The organism is Streptomyces lydicus (assembly GCF_001729485.1).
GTDB classification, from domain to species: Bacteria; Actinomycetota; Actinomycetes; order Streptomycetales; family Streptomycetaceae; genus Streptomyces; species Streptomyces lydicus_D.
In genome coordinates, this window is sequence record NZ_CP017157.1 from 4,761,630 (window position 1) to 4,782,479 (window position 20,850).

General features: G+C 70.5%; 19 protein-coding genes and 2 pseudogenes. 5 read left to right on the forward strand and 16 right to left on the reverse strand.

Features of this window, described 5'->3' with window-relative positions; all coding sequences use genetic code 11:
* Positions 1-4: 4 nt before the first annotated feature.
* The 6 genes from SL103_RS20700 to SL103_RS20725 are packed head-to-tail and all read right to left on the reverse strand — an operon-like array spanning position 5 to position 4,673.
* Complete coding sequence (locus SL103_RS20700) at positions 5-844, reverse strand: urease accessory protein UreD (protein WP_069570464.1); 840 nt, start codon at positions 842-844, stop codon at positions 5-7.
* Positions 841-1,551: an urease accessory protein UreG gene (gene ureG / locus SL103_RS20705; RefSeq protein ID WP_069570465.1), complete on the reverse strand. Its 711-nt coding sequence runs from the start codon at positions 1,549-1,551 to the stop codon at positions 841-843. The genes SL103_RS20700 and ureG overlap by 4 nt, the downstream gene beginning before the upstream one ends.
* A gap of 60 nt (positions 1,552-1,611) precedes the next feature.
* A complete protein-coding gene (locus SL103_RS20710; RefSeq protein WP_069570466.1) occupies positions 1,612-2,286 on the reverse strand; it encodes an urease accessory protein UreF in 675 nt (224 codons plus the stop codon).
* Positions 2,287-2,327: 41 nt separating this feature from the next.
* Complete coding sequence (locus SL103_RS20715; RefSeq protein WP_069570467.1) at positions 2,328-4,049, reverse strand: urease subunit alpha; 1,722 nt, start codon at positions 4,047-4,049, stop codon at positions 2,328-2,330.
* Positions 4,042-4,353 (reverse strand): urease subunit beta, encoded by a 312-nt coding sequence (locus tag SL103_RS20720; protein WP_033269240.1) that lies wholly within the window; start codon positions 4,351-4,353, stop codon positions 4,042-4,044. Before SL103_RS20720 ends, SL103_RS20715 begins: the two co-directional genes overlap by 8 nt.
* Before the next feature lie 17 nt (positions 4,354-4,370).
* Entirely contained in the window at positions 4,371-4,673 is a 303-nt protein-coding gene (locus SL103_RS20725) for an urease subunit gamma (RefSeq protein WP_030414617.1), read from the reverse strand.
* Positions 4,674-5,197: 524 nt separating this feature from the next.
* On the opposite strand from SL103_RS20725, the gene SL103_RS20730 reads away from it, so the two are divergent.
* Positions 5,198-6,142, forward strand: coding sequence for a M28 family metallopeptidase (locus tag SL103_RS20730; protein WP_069570468.1), 945 nt, complete (start codon positions 5,198-5,200; stop codon positions 6,140-6,142).
* Between the two features lie 38 nt (positions 6,143-6,180).
* Here SL103_RS20730 and SL103_RS20735 read toward each other — a convergent pair whose 3' ends face one another.
* From SL103_RS20735 to SL103_RS20755, 5 genes are all read right to left on the reverse strand, one after another.
* A complete protein-coding gene (locus SL103_RS20735) occupies positions 6,181-6,495 on the reverse strand; it encodes a type II toxin-antitoxin system Phd/YefM family antitoxin (RefSeq protein WP_069570469.1) in 315 nt (104 codons plus the stop codon).
* A gap of 337 nt (positions 6,496-6,832) precedes the next feature.
* The gene (locus SL103_RS37985) at positions 6,833-7,138 is read right to left on the reverse strand and encodes a hypothetical protein (protein WP_164492873.1); all 306 of its coding nucleotides are present in this window, start codon (positions 7,136-7,138) and stop codon (positions 6,833-6,835) included.
* A gap of 115 nt (positions 7,139-7,253) precedes the next feature.
* Entirely contained in the window at positions 7,254-8,321 is a 1,068-nt protein-coding gene (locus tag SL103_RS20745) for an alkene reductase (protein WP_069570471.1), read from the reverse strand.
* Between the two features lie 72 nt (positions 8,322-8,393).
* Positions 8,394-9,044 carry a class I SAM-dependent methyltransferase gene (locus SL103_RS20750; RefSeq protein WP_069570472.1) on the reverse strand — a complete coding sequence of 217 codons (651 nt, stop codon included), beginning with the start codon at positions 9,042-9,044 and terminating at the stop codon, positions 8,394-8,396.
* A gap of 19 nt (positions 9,045-9,063) precedes the next feature.
* Positions 9,064-10,569, reverse strand: a complete 1,506-nt coding sequence (locus tag SL103_RS20755; RefSeq protein WP_069570473.1) for an MFS transporter — start codon at positions 10,567-10,569, stop codon at positions 9,064-9,066.
* 134 nt (positions 10,570-10,703) lie between these two features.
* Here SL103_RS20755 and SL103_RS20760 point away from each other — a divergent pair, with 134 nt between their 5' ends.
* Positions 10,704-11,276 carry a helix-turn-helix domain-containing protein gene (locus SL103_RS20760; RefSeq protein WP_208869918.1) on the forward strand — a complete coding sequence of 191 codons (573 nt, stop codon included), beginning with the start codon at positions 10,704-10,706 and terminating at the stop codon, positions 11,274-11,276.
* Between the two features lie 30 nt (positions 11,277-11,306).
* Here the strand turns inward: SL103_RS20760 and SL103_RS20765 are convergent, their stop codons facing one another.
* The 3 genes from SL103_RS20765 to SL103_RS20775 all read right to left on the reverse strand — a co-directional run bounded on the left by SL103_RS20765 (position 11,307) and on the right by SL103_RS20775 (position 14,573).
* Positions 11,307-12,365 carry an NAD(P)/FAD-dependent oxidoreductase gene (locus SL103_RS20765; RefSeq protein WP_069570475.1) on the reverse strand — a complete coding sequence of 353 codons (1,059 nt, stop codon included), beginning with the start codon at positions 12,363-12,365 and terminating at the stop codon, positions 11,307-11,309.
* A gap of 506 nt (positions 12,366-12,871) precedes the next feature.
* Complete coding sequence (locus tag SL103_RS20770; RefSeq protein ID WP_069570476.1) at positions 12,872-13,294, reverse strand: hypothetical protein; 423 nt, start codon at positions 13,292-13,294, stop codon at positions 12,872-12,874.
* 37 nt (positions 13,295-13,331) lie between these two features.
* Positions 13,332-14,573 carry a serine/threonine-protein kinase gene (locus tag SL103_RS20775; protein WP_244303992.1) on the reverse strand — a complete coding sequence of 414 codons (1,242 nt, stop codon included), beginning with the start codon at positions 14,571-14,573 and terminating at the stop codon, positions 13,332-13,334.
* Positions 14,574-16,678: 2,105 nt separating this feature from the next.
* On the opposite strand from SL103_RS20775, the gene SL103_RS20780 reads away from it, so the two are divergent.
* From SL103_RS20780 to SL103_RS36345, 3 genes and pseudogenes are all read left to right on the forward strand, one after another.
* Positions 16,679-17,335 (forward strand): YeeE/YedE family protein, encoded by a 657-nt coding sequence (locus tag SL103_RS20780; protein WP_069570478.1) that lies wholly within the window; start codon positions 16,679-16,681, stop codon positions 17,333-17,335.
* Entirely contained in the window at positions 17,335-17,751 is a 417-nt protein-coding gene (locus SL103_RS20785; protein WP_069570479.1) for a YeeE/YedE thiosulfate transporter family protein, read from the forward strand. The genes SL103_RS20780 and SL103_RS20785 overlap by 1 nt, the downstream gene beginning before the upstream one ends.
* A gap of 305 nt (positions 17,752-18,056) precedes the next feature.
* A pseudogene (locus SL103_RS36345) lies at positions 18,057-18,244 on the forward strand (transposase); the annotation flags it as partial.
* Positions 18,245-18,759: 515 nt separating this feature from the next.
* Here the strand turns inward: SL103_RS36345 and SL103_RS20795 are convergent.
* Both SL103_RS20795 and SL103_RS20800 read right to left on the reverse strand, forming a co-directional pair.
* Positions 18,760-19,320: a CGNR zinc finger domain-containing protein gene (locus SL103_RS20795; protein ID WP_069570481.1), complete on the reverse strand. Its 561-nt coding sequence runs from the start codon at positions 19,318-19,320 to the stop codon at positions 18,760-18,762.
* A gap of 41 nt (positions 19,321-19,361) precedes the next feature.
* Positions 19,362-20,823: pseudogene (locus SL103_RS20800) on the reverse strand (ABC-F family ATP-binding cassette domain-containing protein).
* Positions 20,824-20,850 lie beyond the last annotated feature (27 nt).

A 20,850-nucleotide genomic window follows, 5' to 3' on the forward strand; every position in this document is an offset into this window, starting at 1 on the left:
GCGGTCACCCGGCGACGGCGCGGGCGGCCTCGTCCAGGAGGCGGCGCAGCCGCAGCGCGTCGGGGGCGACGGCGGTGGCCAGCGCCCCGGGACCGGCGAGCGGGGCCAGTACGCCCTGCGCCGGGCCGTCGCCGGGCTCACCGTCCGGCGCCCCGCCGAGCAACCGGACCTCGGTCGGTTCTTCCTCGAACTCCGGTCCCACGACCAGGAGTTGGCCCATGGCACGGTTGCCGTCCAGCACGGCGGAAGTGTCCCAGCCGGGGACGCCGGGCCCGTAGGCCGTCTCCTGGTCGAGCAGGGTGCGGCCGGCGCGGCGGACGGTGAGCCGGCTGCGCAGTGCCCCGGTCTCCTCACCGCTGCGTCCCAGCACCTGCTCCTCGCGGAGCACCAGGCGCGCGGTGGGGGCCAGCTCGACGGTGGTGGTCATCCGCAGCTCGCTGCCCCGGGCGGAGATCAGCGGCTCCGGCAGCCAGTCGAGCCGTGCGCCCTCACCGACCGTCAGACGCACGTCGTAGGTGGCCGTTTCGCCGGTCCGGCCGGGCAGCGCGACGGTCGCCGCGGCGGCCGTGACGTGCAGTGCGGTGCCGGCCTCCGCGGTCGCCTCGATGGCCAGCCGGTCGCCGCCGAGCGGGGCGCTCATCGCGCTGACGACACAGACCCGGGCCTGCCCGGCACCCGCGCGAATGCGGCGCAGCGCCAGCGGACCGTCGCCGTCGAGGACGGGCAGCCGGACGGCGCCGGACGTGTCGGCCCGCGCGACGATGCGGGCGGTGGCGTGCAGCCCGGCGGCCGAGGGTGCGGGAGCCGGCGGCCGTACCGCCCGCGGGGGGAGCGCGAGGGTCATGCCGGGCCCACGGTCCACTCCGCCAGGCGGGCGCGCACCCAGTCCGCCACCGGCCGGACGCCGTTCTCGGCCTTCAGCGCCGTGAAGGCGACCGGCAGCTCGCCGCGCTGCGCCTTGGCGTCGCGCGCCATCCCTTCCAGGTCGACACCCACGTACGGCGCCAGGTCGGTCTTGTTGATGACGAGCAGATCGGCGCTGGTCACCCCGGGGCCGCCCTTGCGCGGGATGTCGTCGCCGCCCGCGACGTCGATCACGAAGATCTGGGCGTCGACCAGTCCCTTGGAGAAGGTCGCGGTGAGGTTGTCGCCGCCGGACTCGACCAGGACGAGGTCGAGCGGGCCGCCGCCCTCGGCACCGACCGCGGCCTCCAGGTCCTCCACCGCCTCCAGGTTGGCGGAGATGTCGTCGCGGATCGCGGTGTGCGGGCAGGCCCCGGTCTCCACCGCGGCGATCCGCTCGGGCGGCAACACCGCCTCCCGGAGCAGGAATTCGGCGTCCTCGCGGGTGTAGATGTCGTTGGTGACCACCGCGATGGACAGCTCGTCGCGCAGTGCGCGGCAGAGCGCGGCGACGGTGGCGGTCTTCCCGGTGCCGACCGGGCCGCCCAGGCCGATGCGCAGGGCCCGCCGGGTCCCGTCCGGGCGTACCGGAGCGGCGGCGCTGTAGGTGTACCGCTCGGGGAAAGTGTCCTTGTGGTCGAGGTGCATGGTCACTCCGGGGTTCGTACGGCCGCCGGGGGCGGCGGGGGTCCGGCGGGCGGCCGGGGGTCAGGAGGCGAAGAGGCGTACCGGCCAGCCGGCGTGCGCCTGCGCGGTGATGTCGAGCAGGGGGGCGGAGGCGGCGGGCAGTGCGTCGACTCCTTCGGTGGTGACGCGTTCCGCCGCCGCGGCGCCCTGCCGGGCGACCTCGTCGAGGTCGGCGGCCAGGTGGGCGAGCACGGCGGTGGCGTCGAAGGGGTCCAGGCTGAGCAGCCGGACGGCCGCGGTGGCCGGGCCGCTGATGTTCTCGTACGCCACCGCGTAGGCGGCGTCGAGCGGCGCAAGGCCCGCGGAACGGGCGGCCAGGCCCAGCACGACGGGCTGGTGCGCGCCGCGCGGCCGGGCCGCGGCGAGCGCGTCGAGGGCGGGGCCCGGCCAGGTGGCGCGGGCCGCCCGCATCATCTGGCGGCCCAGCCGTCTGGCGACCTGCCGCAGCGCCGGTACGGGCGTACGGGCGTCGGCCGCGTCGTCCAGGAGGAGCGGGTCGCAGCCGGCCGCGGCCGCGGCGGCGAGTGCCGCGGCGACCAGGCCGGCGGTGTGCAGCCGGCCCCGGCAGAAGCTCTCCAGGGTGGCGGCGTCCTTGATGCGTCCCGCGGCGACGGCCGGTTCGGCGCCGCCCGAGTGGGCGTGTCCGCCGGCGGGGAACCGGCCGTCGGCGAGGACGAGCAGCGCGGCACGGCTCATCGGCGGTCCAGGGTGTTCGTCGGGTGCTTCATCGTGGCGCGTCAGAAGAGGAAGTACCGCTGGGTCATGGGCAGTTCGGCGGCCGGGTGGGGTTCGACCACGTCGCCGTCGATGGTCACCGTGAAGGTGTCGGGGTCGACGTGCACCCGCGGCAGCGCGTCGTTGTTGCGCATGTCGGCCTTGGTGACGCCCCGGGTGGAGCGGATCGCCTCGTACCGCTTCGCCAGCGGCAGACGCTCGGGGAGGTTGTCCTCCAGGGCCTGCTGGGAGACGAAGTTGACCGAGTTGCTGCCGGGGGCCTTGCCGGTGGCGCCGAACATCGGGCGGGGCAGGACCGGCTGCGGGGTGGGGATGGACGCGTTGGCGTCGCCCATCTGCGCATAGGCGATCTGGCCGCCCTTGATGACCAGTTGCGGTTTGACGCCGAAGAACGCCGGGTCCCACAGCACGAGGTCGGCGAGCTTGCCGTTCTCCACCGAGCCGACGAGGTGGTCGATGCCCTGGGCGAGGGCCGCGTTGATGGTGTATTTCGCGACGTAGCGCCGGGCGCGGTGGTTGTCGGCGCGGCCGTCGCCGGGCAGGGTGCCGCGGCGCCGTTTCATGACGTGGGCGGTCTGCCAGGTCCGCAGCACGACCTCGCCGATCCGGCCCATGGCCTGGGCGTCGGACGACATGATCGAGATGGCGCCGAGGTCGTGCAGGATGTCCTCCGCCGCGATGGTGGAGGGCCGGATCCGGGACTCGGCGAAGGCCAGGTCCTCGGGAACGGCGGGGTTGAGGTGGTGGCAGACCATCAGCATGTCGAGGTGTTCCTCGACGGTGTTGACGGTGTGCGGCCGGGTGGGGTTGGTGGACGCCGGCAGGACGTTCGGCTCGGAGACCATCGCGATCATGTCGGGGGCGTGGCCGCCGCCGGCGCCCTCGACGTGGAAGGCGTGGATGGCGCGGCCGGCGATGGCGGCGAGGGTGTCGCCCAGGAAGCCCGCTTCGTTCAGCGTGTCCGTGTGGATGGCGAGCTGGGCGCCGCTCTCCTCGCAGATGGTCAGGCAGGCGTCGAGGACGGCCGGGGTCGCCCCCCAGTCCTCGTGGATCTTGAAGCCGAGTACGCCGGCCCGCAGCTGGTCGCGCATCGAGGTGAGGGAGGTGGTGTTGCCCTTGCCGAGCAGTCCGACGTTGACCGGCAGGGAGTCCATCGCCTCGAACATCCGGGCCACGTGCCAGGCGCCGGGGGTGATGGTGGTGGCCTTGCTGCCCTCGGCGGGACCGGTGCCGCCGCCGACGAGGGTGGTCACGCCGGAGGCCAGCGCCTCGTCCGCCTGCTGGGGGCAGATGAAGTGCACGTGGGTGTCGATGCCGCCGGCGGTGAGGATCTTGCCGTTGCCCGCGATGATCTCGGTCTCGGGCCCGATGACCAGGTCGGGGTGGACGCCGTCCATGGTGTCGGGGTTGCCGGCCTTGCCGAGCGCGGTGATCCGTCCGTCGCGGATGCCGACGTCGGCCTTGACGACGCCCCAGTGGTCGAGGACGACGGCGCCGGTGATCACGGTGTCCGGGGCGCCCTCGGCGCGGGTGGCGCGGGACTGGCCCATCGACTCGCGGATCACCTTGCCGCCGCCGAAGACGGCCTCGTCGCCGGCCCGGCCCGGGCCGCCCGAGCGGTCCTCGGTGATCTCGATGACCAGGTCGGTGTCGGCGAGCCGGATCCGGTCGCCCGCGGTGGGGCCGAAGAGGTCGGCGTACGCCTGGCGGGTGAGCTCAGCCATCGAGGGTGCCTCCGGTCTCGCCGCGCAGACCCGGGACGATCCGCTTGCCCCCGACGGGGACCAGCTCGACCTCGGTGGGGATGCCGGGCTCGAAGCGCACGGCGGAGCCGGCCGCGACGTTGAGCCGCTTGCCGTGCGCGGCCGCACGGTCGAAGTCGAGGCCGGGGTTGGCCTCGGCGAAGTGGTAGTGGGAGCCGACCTGGACGGGGCGGTCGGCGGCGTTGAGGACGGTCAGGCGCGTGACGGGGAGCCCTTCGTTGAGGCGCACCGGCTCGTCGGCGTGGAGGATCTGTCCCGGGATCATCGTCTGCTCTCCCCCGGTCAGTTGATGGGCTCGTGAACGGTGACGAGCTTGGTGCCGTCCGGGAAGGTGGCCTCGACCTGTACGTCGTGGATCATCTCCGGCACCCCCTCCATGACCTCGTCACGGGTGAGGACCTTGCGGCCGGAGGACATCAGCTCGGCGACGGTGCGGCCGTCCCTGGCGCCTTCGAGGATGTGCACGGTCAGCAGCGCGATGGACTCCGGGTGGTTGAGCTTCAGTCCCCGGGCCCGCCGCTTTTCGGCCACGTCTGCCGCCACATGAATCATCAAGCGCTCTTGCTCATGCGGGGTCAGCTGCATACGTTCCACCTCACCGTCTTCCCACCCGGACGCATTTGCCCAGGTCACAGGCGTAAGCACACCTGTGACGATAGGTGTACCACGCAGTAATTAAAGGAGGAGCAAACCGACTTCCAGCACTTGGCCATCAAGCGCCCCACACCCGGAGGCTAGTTCGGCGGGATTTCGGTGGCGTTACGTCGAGAGTCACGTCCGCGCCTCTCATTTCGCCCCCTGTAACGGGGCGACACCGCCGCCCGCCACGGCGCGGCAACGCGCTTCCCCGCATCGCCGCACGGTCCCGCGCCCCGGCGCCGCACCGGGAAATCCCCACCGCCCGCCGACCCCTGACGCCACATCCGACCCCTGGAACACCGGGCCCCGGCACGCCCCGACGGCCGCCACGATCACCACAAAACCGGCATGTCCCGCTCTGCGGACGCAACTGTCCGGTATCCGCTCTTGACGATCTCCAGGGCGCTCGGAATCCTCATGTGCGCGTCAAGCAAGCTCCATCCCCCCACATTCAGTATCGGAGCCCTACTGTGTCTCGTTCTGCACACATACGCCGGGCCGCGCTGGCCACCGGCGCCGTGGCCGCCCTGGCCGCCACCCTCTTCACCACTGCCGCGGCGTCCGCCGATCCGGCACCGGCGGCCGCGCCGGACATCGACGTCAAGGCCGTGAAGGCCGATCTGGACCAGCTCCAGTCGATCGCCGACGCCAACGGCGGCAACCGCGCCCACGGACAGCCCGGCTACAAGGCGTCCGTCGACTTCATCAAGGGCAAGCTGGACCAGGCCGGGTTCAAGACCCAGCTCCAGGAGTTCGACAACAACGGCGCCAAGGGCTACAACGTCATCGCCGACTGGCCGGGCGGCGACGAGAGCAAGACCGTCATGACGGGGGCCCACCTCGACTCGGTCGACGCGGGCCCCGGCATCAACGACAACGGTTCCGGCTCGGCCGGCACCCTCGAAGTCGCCCTCGCGGTCGCCAAGTCGAACCTCAAGCCCGCCAAGCACCTGCGGTTCGCCTGGTTCGGCGACGAAGAGGACGGCATGGTCGGCTCGCAGGCGTACGTCAGCAAGCTCGGCGCCGACAAGTCAAAGATCGACGCGTATCTGAACTTCGACATGATCGGGTCGCCGAACCCCGGCTACTTCGTCTACGACGACGACGCGCGCCTGGAGAAGGTGTTCAAGGACTGGTTCGCCACCAAGAACATCGCCACCGAGAAGGAGACCGAGGGCGACGGCCGCTCGGACCACGCCGCCTTCAAGGACGCGGGCATCGCCGTCGGCGGCCTCTTCTCCGGCGCGGACTACGTCAAGACCGAGGCGCAGGCGAAGAACTGGGGCGGCGAGGCGGGCAAGGCGTTCGACGCCTGCTACCACCAGTCCTGCGACACCTCGAAGAACCTCGACGAGAAGGCGCTGGACAACAACACCGACGCCATCGCCAACGCCGTGTGGCAGCTCAGCTCCTGAGCTACCGCTTCCCCGCAGCGGTCAGCACACGCCGACCGTCACCTCTCCCGACCCGGTCGCCGATCCCCGGCGGCCGGGTCGCGGTGTTCCGCGGCGATCCCGAACCGCCGCCGTTCGCCCGGAGCGGACGGGAGCTGCCGCACGGTCGAGACCGTGCTGATCACCTGCTCGTCCTCCTCGCCCTCCTCGCGCCGCCCCAGCTCTTCGAGTAGCTGCAGGTCAGCGGCGGATACCAGTGCCACCAGCGGCTTGCCGTGGCGGGTCACGACCACCCGCTCACTGCCGTAGACGACGCGGTTGATCAGATCCGCCAGCTCGGCCCGGGCTTGCGTCACCGGAATTTCGTAGGCCATGCTCCTAGCCTATGTAATGTCTACCTGTTCTGCTGTGGTCCATGGCGACGGCGAATGTCCAGGTCAGAGGTTCTCGCGTGCTCCCGTGCACTCTCGTTTGTGAGAGATGTGTGAGACGAAGAGCCTTTTGGTCACACTGACACTCCGACGGGTCTCCGGTAGGCATGGATGCGCTGCTCGTCGACGACACCGCGGGAAGCGGTGCGACTCTCGCCCTCACGGCAGACGTGATCCGCGCACGCGACCCCGCCCGGCTGCTCAAGGCGTCGACGGTCACACAGGTCCGCCCTCCGGTTTTCGCATCGCTGCCGCGCCCGGGTGAGGCGAGATGGGGTGGTCAGCGGTTGATGGCTGCGGCGCCCTCTTCCTCGTACATCTCGGCCGCGGTCCAGGAGGCGGTGGCAGCCGTGTTCGCGGCTTCGATCCAGGCCGAGTACTTACGCTCCGGGGGCGCGCAGAGGCGGATGCCGTCGAGAGGACCGTGCCGGCGCTGTGCCAGGTGGTCGAAGACCCCGGCCTGCACCCCACTGTCACCCGTCCACGGAGCCGAGGTCGTGGTCGTGGTCGAACCAGTGAGTGGTGAGGCCGGTGGTCTCCGCAGGCGCTGTACGAGCGGGTCCTGGGCGCGGCGTGCGGTCGGCACGGGGGTGATGGGGTCACCCGTCGCGAGGAGCACCCAGGGTTCCCGGTCGGGTGATAGTCGGCCAGATTCCAGGGAGGCGAGGGTGACTTCGTTGGCCGGCTCCCCTGGGCCCTCGTTACACGGACGGGTAGTCGGTGTAACCGCGGTGGTCGCCTCCGTAGAACGTGTTCACGTCGGGCTGGTTCAGGGGTGCCTGGGTCTGCCAGCGCTGCACGAGGTCCGGGTTCGCGATGAAGGCGCGGCCGACAGCGACGAGGTCAGCCTGGTCGTTGTCGAGGAGGGCCTGGGCGATGGCGGCGTCAGTGACCGGGTCCCAGCCGTTGCTGACGATGCGAAGGCCGGCGAAGCGGTGGGAGAGGTCCTCGATGAGGGGCGTGGTGGGGTCTCCGATGGTGTGCAGGTAGGCCAGGCCCATGGCGGAGAGGGCGTCCACGAGCGTGCGGTAGGTGGCGGCGGTGTCGTCCGCGTCGTCCTCGATGGCGCCGTGGAGGTTGATGCCGGGTGAGATGCGGATGCCGACGCGTTCGCTGCCGATGGCGTCGGAGACGGCCTGGGCGGCCTCGATGACGAAGCGGGCGCGTGCCTCAGGGGTGCCGCCGTAGGAGTCGGTGCGCTGGTTGGTGTTGGGGGCGAGGAACTGGTGGAGCAGGTAGCCGTTGGCGGCGTGGAGCTCGATGCCGTCGAGTCCGGCGTCGACGGCGGCCCGTGCGGCGTGGGCGTATTCGTCGATGACAGAGGGGATTTCGTCAGTGCCCAGTGCGCGGGGGGTGGGGTGGGGCTGGAGGCCGGTGGCGGTGAACATCTCGCCGGGTGCGGCGATGGCGCTGGGGGCGACAGTTTCGGCGTGGTGCTTGTTGTCGGGGTGTGAGATGCGTCCGGCGTGCATGATCTGCGCGACGATGCGCCCGCCGTGCTGGTGGACGGCGTCGGCGACGGTGCGCCAGGCGGCGGTCTGGGCGGGAGTATGCATGCCTGGTGAGTTCATGTACCCCTGGCCCACGGTGCTGGGCTGCACGCCTTCGGTGATGATCAGCCCGGCGGTGGCACGCTGGCCGTAGTAGGTGGCCATGAGGTCGGTCGGTACGCCGTCGGGGGTGGCGCGGTTGCGGGTCATGGGTGCCATGACGATGCGGTTGTTCAGTGTCCACTTGCCGACGGTCACCGGCTCGAAGAGGTCTGCCATGGGGGTCTCCTGGAAAGAATGAGGCTGCCCGCGTCGTGACGAGGGCCAGCCGGGGTGCGGTGCGGTGGGTTTTCAGATGCGCCGGACGCCGACGACGGTGTCCGTCACGGCTGCTTTCCGGCCGTCCGGGCCGGTCGCCTCGCGCTCGGGGGATGCCAGGCGGGCGGCGGTGAACTGGGCTGGGTCCAGGGTGAGTTCGTCGAAGATTTCCTTTGGGCGGGGGAAGCGGGTGTCGGGGTCGGTGTTCCAGGCCCAGGGGCGCACCGAGCCGTGGTCGACGATGAGGAGGAGCCCGCCGGGGGTGAGGGCGTGGGCGGCCTGGCGCAGGACGTCGGCGCGGGGCAGGTGGTAGGGGGTCTGGAGATACTGGGCGCTGACGAGGTCGAACGTCCCGGTGGGAAAGGTTTCGGCGAGGTCGTGCTGCTGGGGGCTCACGCGGTCGGCGACGCCTGCGCGGGCTGCGTGCTGGGTGACGCGTCGCAGTGCGGTGGGGGCGATGTCGACGGCGGTGACCTGCCAGCCATGGGTGGCGAGCCAGACGGTGTCGCCGCCTTCGCCGCAGCCCAGGTCCAGGGCCCGTCCGGGCGGGTTGAACTGTGCGGCGGTTTCGGCGAGCACCGGGTTGGGGTCGCCCTTCCACACGGCGTCCTTGCCGCGGTAGAGGTTCTCCCAGAACTGTGCCGCCTCGGCAGGGGTCTGAGCTTCTCGGGTGGGGTCGTTCATCGGGGTCGCGCCTTTCCGGTCAGTGGGTGGGGACGGGGGCGGTGGGCTGTGTGTCTGCGGGGGTCCTGGGTGTTTTCACCAGGAGGGTCAGGGCGAGGGCGGCTGCGGCCAGGAGGGCACCGGCGACGATGAACGCGAGGCGGTAGCCGTGCAGGAAGCCCTGAAGCTGCAGGGCGCGGGATGCTTCGTCGCCGGCCGGGGTGCGGGGGTCGAGGTAGCCGGTGACGGCGGCGAGGTAGAGGGTGTTGAGGAGTGCCGGGCCGAGGGCCGCGCCGATCTGCTGGCTGGTGGTGAGTGCGGCGCTGGCCACTCCGGCGTCGCGCGCATCGACGCCGGACAGCGCGACGTTGGGGCCTGCCAGGAAGAACAGGCCCACGCCCGCACTCACGAGGATCTGGGTCGGCAGGACCTCCTCGGTGTAGCCGGAGGCGCTGTCCAGGCGGGTGAGCCACAGCAGCCCTGCGGTGGCCAGGGCAGTGCCGGCGACCATCAGGGGCTTGGGGCCGACGCGGGTGACGAGGGGCGCACCGAATGTGGTGGTGGCGATGATCCCGGCGCTGAAGGGCAGGAAGGCGATGCCGGCCTGCAGCGGGGTGTAGTGGAGGTTGACCTGGAGGAAGTACGTCATGAAGAGGTTCATGCCGAACATGCCGGCGCCGATGAGGAGGTTGGCCAGGAACACTCCGGCACGGTTGCGTTCCATGACTACCCGCAGCGGCAGCAGGGGATGGGCGGTGCGGCGTTCCACGAGCACGAACGCGGTCAGCAGCAGGACGGCGGCCGCCAGGAGGATCACGGTGGCGGGAGCCGTCCAGCCTCCGCCGTCGGCGGCCTGGGTGAAGCCGTGGACAAGGGCGACCAGCCCACCGGTCACCAGCACAGTGCCGGGAAGGTCGTAGTGCCGGTTTCCGGCGGCGCGGCTCTCCCGGACGAAGGGCTGGGCGGCGAGAGCGGCGGTCAGGGCGATGGGGACGTTGATGTACATGCACCAGCGCCAGCCCGCGTACTCGGTGAGGACGCCGCCCAGGAGAAGCCCGACGGCTCCTCCCCCGCCCTGGAACGCGCCGAAGATCCCGAATGCCTTGGCGCGTTCCTTGGGGTCGGTGAAGGCAACGGTGACGAGGGAGAGCGCCGCGGGTGCCAGGAGCGCGGCGAAAGCACCCTGCAGGGCGCGTGCGGTGAACAGAGTCCCCGGGTCGGGCGCCAGACCGCCGAGCATGGAGGCTGCTGCGAAGCCCAGCAGGCCGATGACGAGGATGCGCTTGCGTCCGGCGAGGTCGGCGATGCGCCCGCCGAGGAGCAGCAGTCCTCCGAAGGCGAGTGCGTAAGCGGTGATCATCCACTGGCGGTTCGCGTCGCCCATCGCGAGGTCGCTCTGCGCCTGCGGCAGCGCGATGTTCACGATGGACACATCCAGCACGACCATGAGGGTGGCGACCGACGTGACGGTCAGCGCCATCCACCGGCGCGGATCCGGCGCATCCGCATCCCGGACTTTCCCGGCGGTGCGAGCGGGAGTAGACATCGGCAGCTCTCCTGAGCGATAAGGGGTGGGATTGCCTCGGTGAGCTTCGAGGTGCGTGGCTCACGTCGCCAGGAGAGTGCGTCCAGGCCCCGAAAAGTTGCAATCCATCATGCCGGTTCAGCAAGATGCGGCGCATGGACGAAATCGAGAACGTGCTGGCCGGCGTCGGCCCCCGACTGCGGGACCTGCGCCGCCGGCACGCCATCACGCTGGCCGCGCTGGCCGAACTCACCGGGATCTCGGAAAGCACGCTCTCCCGGCTGGAGGGCGGAGGCCGCAAACCCAACCTGGAACTCCTGCTGCCCCTGGCCCGGGCCTACAACGTCCCGCTCGACGAGCTCGTCGGCGCTCCGGAGACGGGTGATCCCCGTCTTCATCTGCGCCCCGTCACGCGCGGCGGCATGACGTACGTGCCGCTGACCCGCAGGCCGGGCGGCATGCACGCGCACAAACTCGTCATCAGCCCCACCGCCGGCGAGCCCGAGCTCCGGACGCACGAGGGCTATGAATGGATCTACGTCCTCAACGGCAGGCTCCGGCTTCACCTCGGCGACCGCATCCTGGTCATGGCGCCGGGGGAAGTCGCGGAATTCGACACCCACGTCCCGCACTGCCTGGGCCCCGACAACGACCAGCCGGTGGAGCTGCTGGTCATCTTCGGCAAGCAGGGCGAACGCGCCCATCTGCGCGCCCGCCCCGCCTCCTGACGCCCTCGCGCCCGGGCGCATGCCCTCCCGTCACCGGCCGGATTCGGGGGGCAGCATCGAATCCAGGCCGTGCCGGCGATCGCCCAGGACCCGCTCGCACACGAGCGCCTCATCGGCCGCGCTGAAAACCTGGGCGGACCGGCGGCGGGCCACTGCCTCGTCGGCGTCGGCATTCACCAGGTCGGCGTTGATCGCCGCAGCCGCCGCCACACCGGACGCCTGCGCCGCGGGCAGACCGCCCATCACATCGGTGACGTTGCCCGCCACATACACCCCGGGAGTTTCGGTCGCACCGCCCGGCTCGGAGGGAACACAGGTGCCCACCCCCATGGGATGATCCACCGGGTCGACTCCCAGGCCGGACAGGATCTCGCCGCGCGCCACGAACCGTGGCGCCACCACCAGCGCGTCCACGGGGACACGCAGGCCCGAGGCCAACCGGACACCGCTCAGGGCGTCGTTCGTGACTTCCAGGCCGGACACCTCACCCTGTACGACCTCGATGCCGCGTGCCGCGAGGCGCTCCCACTGCTCCTCGCTCGGCTCGGGGCCGGAGTGAAGGAACAGCGCGACACGCGGTGACCACTGGCGGAACAGCAGCGCCTGGTGCACCGATGCGGCGCTGGTGCCCAGCACCCCGATCGTCCTGTCGCGCACTTCCCAGCCGTGGCAGTACGGGCAGTGCAGCACGTCGCGCCCCCACCGCGCCCAGAGACCCGGCACCTCCGGCAGCTCGTCCACCAGGCCCGTCGTCACCAGCAGACGGCGGGCACGAAAGGTACGGCCGCTCTGCGTGCCCACGACGAACCCGCCGTCCGTCCGGCGTGCCGACGTCGCGCCTTCCTGGAGCAGCATGCCTCCGTAGCGGGCGACTTCGATACGACCGGTGCGCAGCAGATCCCGTGGCGACACCCCGTCGCGCGACAACAGGCCGTGGGCCGCGTCCGCGGGGGCATTGCGTGGTTGCCCGGAATCGAGTACCAACACCGAACGCCTGGCCCGGGCCAGGGTCAGCGCACCCGACAGACCTGCGGTTCCACCGCCGACGACAACGACATCGAACTCTTCCAGCATCTCTTCCGTGTTCATTCGGCACACCGTGCTGCGCCCTCGTCAGTGATGCCACTCCTCTTGCCGAACCGGCAAGAGATAGCCGGCCGCCGGTCGTCACCGACGACATACTGCACACCGTGCTCCGCCCGCGGCGCGAACGGCGAGACGGACGAGGAGAATCAGCCGCACCTGCTCACCCCCACCGGCCGCCACAACGCGACCACAGCCCCACGTAGTTACTCAGCGCTAATATCCGTTCGTCGTAGCTGTACGAGAACAGGGCCGAGAAGCCCGCGAGTTCATGGAAACTGAAGGGTCTTCAGCGGCAACCCGAGGGTCCACTGCCGTGATTCCGGGGGATGGACCCGTGGGTTCGCGTCAAGACAAGGGTCGGGTCTCGGCGGCCTGCTCCAGGAGCGCCCGTGCTGAGTCCGCGTAGCGGATGGCGGTCTTCTCTCGTCGATGCCGAAGACGAGGGACAGGTGGAGTGGGTCGGGTCCGTGGATCAGGGCTTCTTCGAGCTGGCGGTCGACGGGGAGTGGTCAGTCCCACTCGCAGTGGTGGCCGAGGAACTTGGTCAGGCTGGTGGCGTTCCCCATGCCGATGTCGCTGCGCCACGATGCGAGGTCGAAGCTGGCGACGGCGTGGCGCAAGCGCCGCAGGGTGGGGGTAGCGGCAGAGGGCCGCGCTGTCCGAACCCTGGACGTTGACGGCGATGGTGCGCTCGCCTTCGACGGTGATTCCGGTCGAGGCCACCGTCGGCCCCAGTCGGCACCGCGGTGGGGTACGTGGTGGGCGTGCAGACGGTCGGCAGCGGCGTGGCAGCGTTCTTCCAGGCCGAGTCGGTCCTGCGGGGCGGTCTCCGGCAGGAAGCCGGGCATCCCCGCGAACTCGACGACGGCGAACAGCCCGCCGGGCTTGAGCATGTCGAGGGCGTTGCGCAGCGCGCGATCGGGGTCGGCCATGGGGGGGGCAGCGAGCCGAGAGGACCCCGCGCCCCTGTCAGTGCTTGCCGGGCTTGTCGCCCTCCTTGGCCTTCTTGGGGCCCGGTTTGAGGTCGGTCGCCCTCCCCGGCTTCTGCTCGGCAGGCTGTACCGGAGGTGCGGAAGCAGTCTCGTACGACGTCGAGGGGGGCGGCGTGGCGGGGCTCGTGCTCGTGGACGGGTTGCTCTGCGACCCCTCCGCCGAGCCGGTGCCGGGCGAGAACCACATCAGGCCCAGCACCAACGCCAGGGTGAAGACGCCGGCGCCGGCCAGCACAGCCACCAGCCGGGAACGGCGGAGGAACGGCAGGCGTGAACGGCGGGTCGCGGCCCGGTGCACGCTCGTTCGCCACTCGGTGTCCGCCACCGGGGCGAAGGCACCGTCGGCGTGGCCGGTGGGAGCGGGGACGGAGCGTGCGGGGGCGGCCGCCCTTGAACCGGTGACGTGCGGCGGGCCCAGGCTGCCGTGAGCCTGGTGTTCGCTGGGCAGTGGCTCCGGCGCACCGCGCCAGGCTCCGCGCCCGAACCAGTCGGCCGCCTCCTCGGCCGTGGGCCGGCTCTCGGGCTTCTTGGCCAGCAGACCGAGCAGATAGTTCTCGAAGGCGGGCGGTAGATCGGCGCCGAGTTGCCGGGGTGGGACCGGGGCGGCATCGAGGTGTTGATGAAGCACCGCAACCGCACTGTCCGCCTGGAACGGCGGCCGGCCGGTGAGGAGTTGGTAGAGCACGCAGCCCAGGGAGTACACGTCGGATGCCGGGCCGGCGGTGCGGCCCAAGGCCCGCTCGGGCGCGAGGTAAAGGCTGGTGCCGACGATCTGCCCGGTGGCGGTGAGCGCGGCACCGGGGTCGTCGAGGAAGCGGGCGATGCCGAAGTCCCCGATCTTCAGGGTGCCGTCGGCGCCCAGCAGGAGGTTGGCCGGCTTGATGTCCCGGTGCACGATGCCCTGCCGGTGCGCGGCGGCCAGCCCCACGGCGGCCTGTGCGGCAATACGGGCCACGTGCTCGGCGGGCAGCGGTCCGGAGACGGGGAGCAGGTCGGCGAGGCTGCCCCCGTCGACGAGCTCCATCACCAGGAACAGACGGTTTTCGTGCTCGCCGAAGTCGAGAACGCCGACCACGTGCGGGTGGCTGAGGCGACCGGCGGTCTGTGCCTCCAGCCGGAAGCGGGAGGTCGCGGTGGGGTCGGAGTCGTGAGGGAGCAGGAGTTTCACGGCAACCGGTCTGCCGAGCGTCTCGTCGAAGGCCCGCCAGACCTCCCCCATCGCGCCCCGCCCGAGTGTGTCTCCCAGCCGGTATCGGCCCGCTATCAGCACTTGTTCCTTCATCCTCATGCCCAAAGACGTCTTGATCGCCGCGAGCCATGGCTCGCCGTGGGGGGCGCGGATCAAGGTGCGGGGTGCCGCAGCACCCCAGCGTATCGGCCCCTGGAACCTCTTCTCTCCGGGCGGCGCGGCGCCCGGCCGCCACGGGCAGCCCCACCGGAGGACGAGGATGCGTGCAGGGTTCCCGGCCGAGTCGTGGCGGCTTTGCGAGTCGTGACGGCCTCGGGTCGCTTCGTTCACAAGAGCGCTGGATTCGTGGCCATCTTCCGCCCCCTGTGACATTTCAGGGCCACAGCACGCAGGAAGGAGTGACCCGATCATGAGGGTCGAGGCGCCCGCCCTCGTGGCGAGGTACGCGGGCGCCGAGCGCAGGAGCGGACTGGTTCCCCCCGTGCCGGCCCGCTCCTGCGCGCATACGGCAGTTCTCGCACGCGTCCGCGACGGTCTGCCCGCAATTCCCGGAATTCGACGCGGTAACGCGCTACTGCCGGATCTCCATCCGGAGCGTCATCTCTCCGTCCGGAGCATCATCGTGCTCCGGCATTCTTCGGTGCAGCGGGCCCGCGGAAAGTGGGTGCGGATGAGGACGAGGCGCCAGAAGAAGCGGATGCTTTCACGCGGAGCGCCGATGACGTTCGTCGCGAGACCCAGATGTCGGTGCCGGCTCCACGCTCGGCGTCACTTGGCACCCCGGAGTTCTGAAAATCCGGGTTCCGCCGGCCCGATAACCAACGCCTTGGACTCAAGGCGCCAAAAGCGAGCACACTCGGATGGTTACCTCAGGCCGGGCTTTTCACCCAATCGATGAGCCGAGCCCACCAGCCGCTCCCCGACCGATCCGGTGGACTCCCTGCACCGCCGGGAGCGTCCGCGCGTCGCGACACCCCGCCCTGTCGGGCTGGTGCCGATTCCGGTCGATTCGGCGCCTCCACTGCGCGCGCACGCTTGCGTTTCCCAGGCTCACACATGCACCGCTGAGCGGCGGGTACACCCATGAGCACTTGGTCCACATGCTTCCCGCACCCCTCATAGGTCAACCTCCGGCACGACGGACAGACAGCACGTTGGCACACGATCGACTCCTTTAGCTCTTCGTTCAATATCCACGATATTCACGCCATCACCACAAGATACTCCAGAATTCACAACCCCTTCAGAAACACCTGCCTCGCACCGCGCGGACTGCGCTCGCGAAGTCGATTCTCGACCCGAGAAGCCCCGCCGACGGTCACCATTCATCCGGACATGAGAGGCAGACGCCGCATATCCGTCGCGGAGAGTATCTCACCAAGTAGTGCCAAGTGACCTGTTTGAAAAAAATCCCTGAGTTGCTCGGGACACCGAAACAATGGTTGCATCGCGCCCGGTCGAGAACGGGAGGCACCGCGCCTTCCGCCACTGCCCCCCCCCACCGCATTGCTTTTCAGGCCGTCGACCGGGCCGGCGGGGCAGGAATCGAGAACAGCAACCGCTCTCCCCCAACGGGTGGTACGCCAGTCAGGAGGGAGCAACGTGGGTTGCTCACACACCGCAGGATGCCCCCTTTTCCCCCTACTTAAGGCGAGCTTGCAAGGCTGGCGCGAGTACTACTGCGACAGCGCAGATCAATGGCTCGGCTGTGCCCGCTACCAGATGTCACTCACCGGCGAGCGCGTGCCGATCAGCCTGCTGCCCAACGGAGCCAGCGCGCGTCACCTCGAAGCCCCGGCCGAGGCGGGCCGCTCCAGCGCCACCAGCGCGGCGGCCGCCCCCCGACAGTCCCCGCCGCCACGACCCACTCCGGGGTCACCGGAGCCCGCGTCCTGGCCCCAGCCAGCACCGCCCCAGCCACAAGAGCAATCACAGTCGGGGCCTGGAACCGCGACACCGGAAGCCATGGCCCAGTTCGGAGCCACACCTTCACCAGCAGATATCTGGCATGACCGGCCGTCACCGCCCCCACAGGTCGACCGGCCTTCAGACAGCCTCGCTCGAAAATCACGGCACGCGCCCGCCCCGAAGCGCGGCTGGTGGGCTCGTTTTGCCGATTGGATGAGAGGACCCGCATGAGTACTTACTGGCCCTGGTGGGCGGGCGCTATCGGGCTCGCTCTGGTCACCATCAACCACACCCTCATCACCGATCGGTCTCTCGGGGTGTCGGCCGCTTGGGATCGCGTGCTGCACTGGCGTCGCGAACGCGAGCTCGAACGGATGGACGAGGAGTTCGCCGACGATCAAGCTCTGGCCGCGGCGCTTGCCGCAGCCACAGCGGAGCACTTCGGCACCGGCACCGGCGCGTCCACCGCGCCGCAGGCTCCGCACGAGAAGGCGCAGCCACTGGAAGCCGACACCGAATCGGCAGCGAGTGAGCGGCCGTCAGTCACGAGCCTGCGCCCGGCCCCGCTGGTCACTCAGGCTGCCCTGCTGATGTCGATCTTCCTCGGCGGGTTCATCGCCGCGGTCGCCTCGGGGCGGTTCCACCTCCGCTACGACATGGGCCCCGGTTTTCGGGACCTGGTCACCGCCGATTCGACCACCATGATCGCCATGCTGTTCGTGGGAGGTGTGCTGGTCGGCTTCGGCACTCGGCTGGCCGGTGGGTGCAGCTCCGGCCACGGACTCAGCGGCTGCGGCCGGCTGCGGCCGGTGAGCCTCGTCGCGACCGCCGTGTTCTTCGGCACCGCCGTCGCGGTGTCGTTCCTGCTGTGGAAGGTGATCTGATGCGTACTCGGGGCGCGATCCTGCTGGCCAACATCATCACCGGACTAGCTCTCGGTTACACCGTCACCAACATCGGTTTCGGCGACTTCGCCGCGCTGAACCGCATGTTCACCTTCCAGGACCTGCGCATGCTCCTCTCCTTCGCGGGTGCTGTGGTGATCCTCGTGTGCGCGTTCGCTCTGCTGCGGGTCCGCCGCACCCCGGGACGCATCCACGCCGGCGTGATCCCCGGCGCGGTGTTGTTCGGTACCGGCTGGGCGATCTCAGGCGGGTGCCCGGCAATCCCGATCATCCAGGTCGCCAGCGGATACCTACCTGCCCTGATCACCATCGTCGGCGTCATCGTCGGTATCCGGTTGTGCCGCTGGGCCAACGCCCGGTACTTCCACCTCGACCGCGGCTCCTGCGGGCTGTAACCCAGCACCCCACACCGACACGAGCCGTGCAGCCTGGGTCTCCCACTTTGACGATCCCTCGACGGCTTCCGGCAGCCCGTGCGCATCTGACAACGTGATCAAGCCCAACCGGAAGCGCAGCACGTACAGAGTAAGTACGCGACGCACATACGGCTCCCCCTCGTGCCCGTGCTCGGCACCAAGCGACTGGAGAGGCTCGGCCCGCGCCCACGTCCCGTGTTCCTCGCCGACATGGCTAGCAAGTCCTCCGCGGCGACGGCCAGGATGCTCACCGCGGCCGGCGTAACTCCGCGCATGCTGAACGGCTGTGCGGGGTCAGCCCGATCGAGCGTTCCTCGGGCAGCCGGCCGTACCGTCGCCTCAACCGCGGCGGCGACCGGCAGGCCAACGCCGCCCTCCACCGGAGGGCAAAACCCGGCGCGAGATTGTTCGATGCCTCAAACGCTACGCCTCCCGTGAGGTGTTCCACCTGGTCAGGTCCACACAGCCATGACCTCCGTCATAGGGGCAGTTGTGACAGCAGGTGAAAAATGAGGAACCCCCGTCGGCCGGCGCCGGCGGGGGTTTCGGTGTTCGCCACCTGTTTCGGATACCAGTCCGCACGAATCGCAGGAAGCGGAGGTGGGCGTCGCCACTATCCAGCATCGACGGGGTGTCAGCGACAGAGTCCACCACCTGGGCTGAGGGCACGGGCCGGCACTGCAAGGGATGGCGCGACACCCGGTCGGTGCTGAGGCGGCGGCCGCTCCAGGGTGCTCCGGCCCGGCGCAGTGAGCAGCTGGGAGGCGTGGCGCTCCACGAGCCGGGCCAGGCGGCGTTCCAAGTCCTGGATCTGCTCGGTGAGCTGCCCGATCCGCTGGGCCGGCAGACACAAGGTAATGCAGGTGGCCTGCAACACTGCCTCTTCGCGGTCCTCGTCGTACGTGCTGCCGTCGGCGAGCCGCGCGCAGGTGCGGAAGAGTTCTCTCCACCGGCCGGACAGTCCCGCGCTCGCCCGCAGGTACCCGGTCACCCTGTGAAGGGGACGGCGGTCTTCCTGCGGGCCCGGTAGGCCGCGGCCTTGATCTTGTTGCCGCAGGACTCCATGCCGCACCATTGCCGCCGGCTGCCGCGCGAGCGGTCGATGTAGACGCGGGTGCACTCGGGGTTGCCGCACTCCTTGAGCAGCGGGACGTCCGGACCGCTCAGCAGCTCCACCGCGTGCCGGGCGACGGTGGACAGCGTTTCTCGCTGCGTTGCCGCCGTCCACCGGCCGGAGTGGGTCAGCTGCGGTGCCGCGGGAGCCCTGCGGGCCGCGTCGTTGACCACGGCCAGCGCCTCGTCGTCGAATTCCGCGCCGAGGCGCCGGGCCGTGATCAGCTGGTAGACGGCCTCCCGTACGGTCGTCGCCCGCACCACGTCGACCTGCCGGGCGGGCGAGACGGAGTCGACGACGCCGGACTCCACGTACCACGCGTCCAGGCGATCGGGCGTCGCGAACATCTCGAATCGCGCCGTGCGGCGTGCCCGCAGCGTGGCCGCGAAGTCCAGGACCGGATTGCCGCACACAAAGACATGATCGAGGTTCACGTCACCATCTTGGCGGGTGACTATGACACTCGCAAGGATCGTCAGCCGTTACAGGAGAGCCCTCCCTCGGTGGCGTTCAGCCGGATCTCACGACCCGGCCAGCGCCGCCGCAGCCAGCGGTCGTGGCTGGCCAGGACGATCGCGCCGGGCGCCGTACCCAGCGCCGACTCCAGCTCGTCGCACAGGCGCGGGGAGAGGTGGTTCGTCGGTTCGTCGAGCAGCAGCAGTTCTGGAGGACGTGCCACCAGGAGCGCCAGCGCGAGCCGGCGCCGCTGCCCGACCGACAGGTGTCCCACCGGTTTGACGAGGTCCGCCTCGTGCAGCAGCCCCAGTGTGCTCAGCGGAGCCGTTGTCGCCGGTGACCAGCAGTCGTTCGGTCGCCGATACATCGAGGTGGTCGACGGCGAGCCGGCCCGGCACGCGTACCCAGCGCAGGGAGACGAGGGTGCCCTCCGGGGACGGCCGCGCGAGTGGGGTGTGCCGCAGCCGCAGCACCTGCGGCAGCGCTGCGACCTGGTCGCGTTCGAGCTCCTGGAGCTTGCGGGTGGCGCTGCGCACCCGCCGTGAGATCTGGTTCTGCACGCGCCCGGAGCGGTGGCCGTAGCCCATTTTCTCGTTGTCGCGCCGCTCGCGGCCCGGTGCGACCATGTGGGCCGTGCCCCCTGCCGAGCGGCGCAGTGCTTCCAGTTGCTGTTGTTCCTCGGCATGCTGGTGCAGCCAACGCTGCCGCTCGGCGCGCTTTTCCACCAGGTAGGCGCTGTAGCTGCCGCCGTAGCGGACCGGGCCGTCCACCGCCGGGTCGAGGTCGATGACGTCGGTGCAGACGGCATCGAGGAAGGCCCGGTCATGGCTGGCCGCCACGACGGCTCCGGGAAGCCCGCGCAGCTGCTCCTCCAGGAAGGCGGCGGCGCTGTCGTCAAGGTGGTTGGTCGGCTCGTCCAGCAGCAGCGCGGACGGCCTTCTCACCAGCAGCGCTGCCAGCGCGAGGCGGCCGCGCAGGCCGCCGGAGAGGGAGCCGAGGGTCCGCCCGTGCTGCAGTGCGCCGAGGCCGAGCCCGTCGAGCACGATCTCGGCGCGCCGGTCGGCGTCCCACGCCTCGCGGTGCCGGGCGTGTTCGAGGTGGCGGGCGTAGGCGTCGAGCAGTTCCGCGTGGCCGGGGGCGTCCTCGGGGGTACGGGCCAGGCTCCGGGTGAGGCGTTCGAGTTCCGCGAGGGTCTCGCGCGCCTCGCGCAGGGCGTCGTGCAGGACGTCGGCGATCGTCGCCTCGGCCTCGTACGGCATCTCCTGGTGCAGGAAGCCCAGGTCCGGCGGCCGCACGACGGTGCCCGAGTCGGGCGCGTCGGTGCCCGCGAGGATGCGCAGCAGCGTCGATTTGCCGACGCCGTTCTCGCCGATCAGTCCGATGCGGCGGCCGGGTGAGGCGGTGAGACCGACTCCGTCGAGGACCCTGCGGGTGCCGAGGGTGCGGACGATGTCGTGTGCGAGCAAGGGAGGGTGATGCATGGTGTTCCATCCGACGTGGTCGTTTCT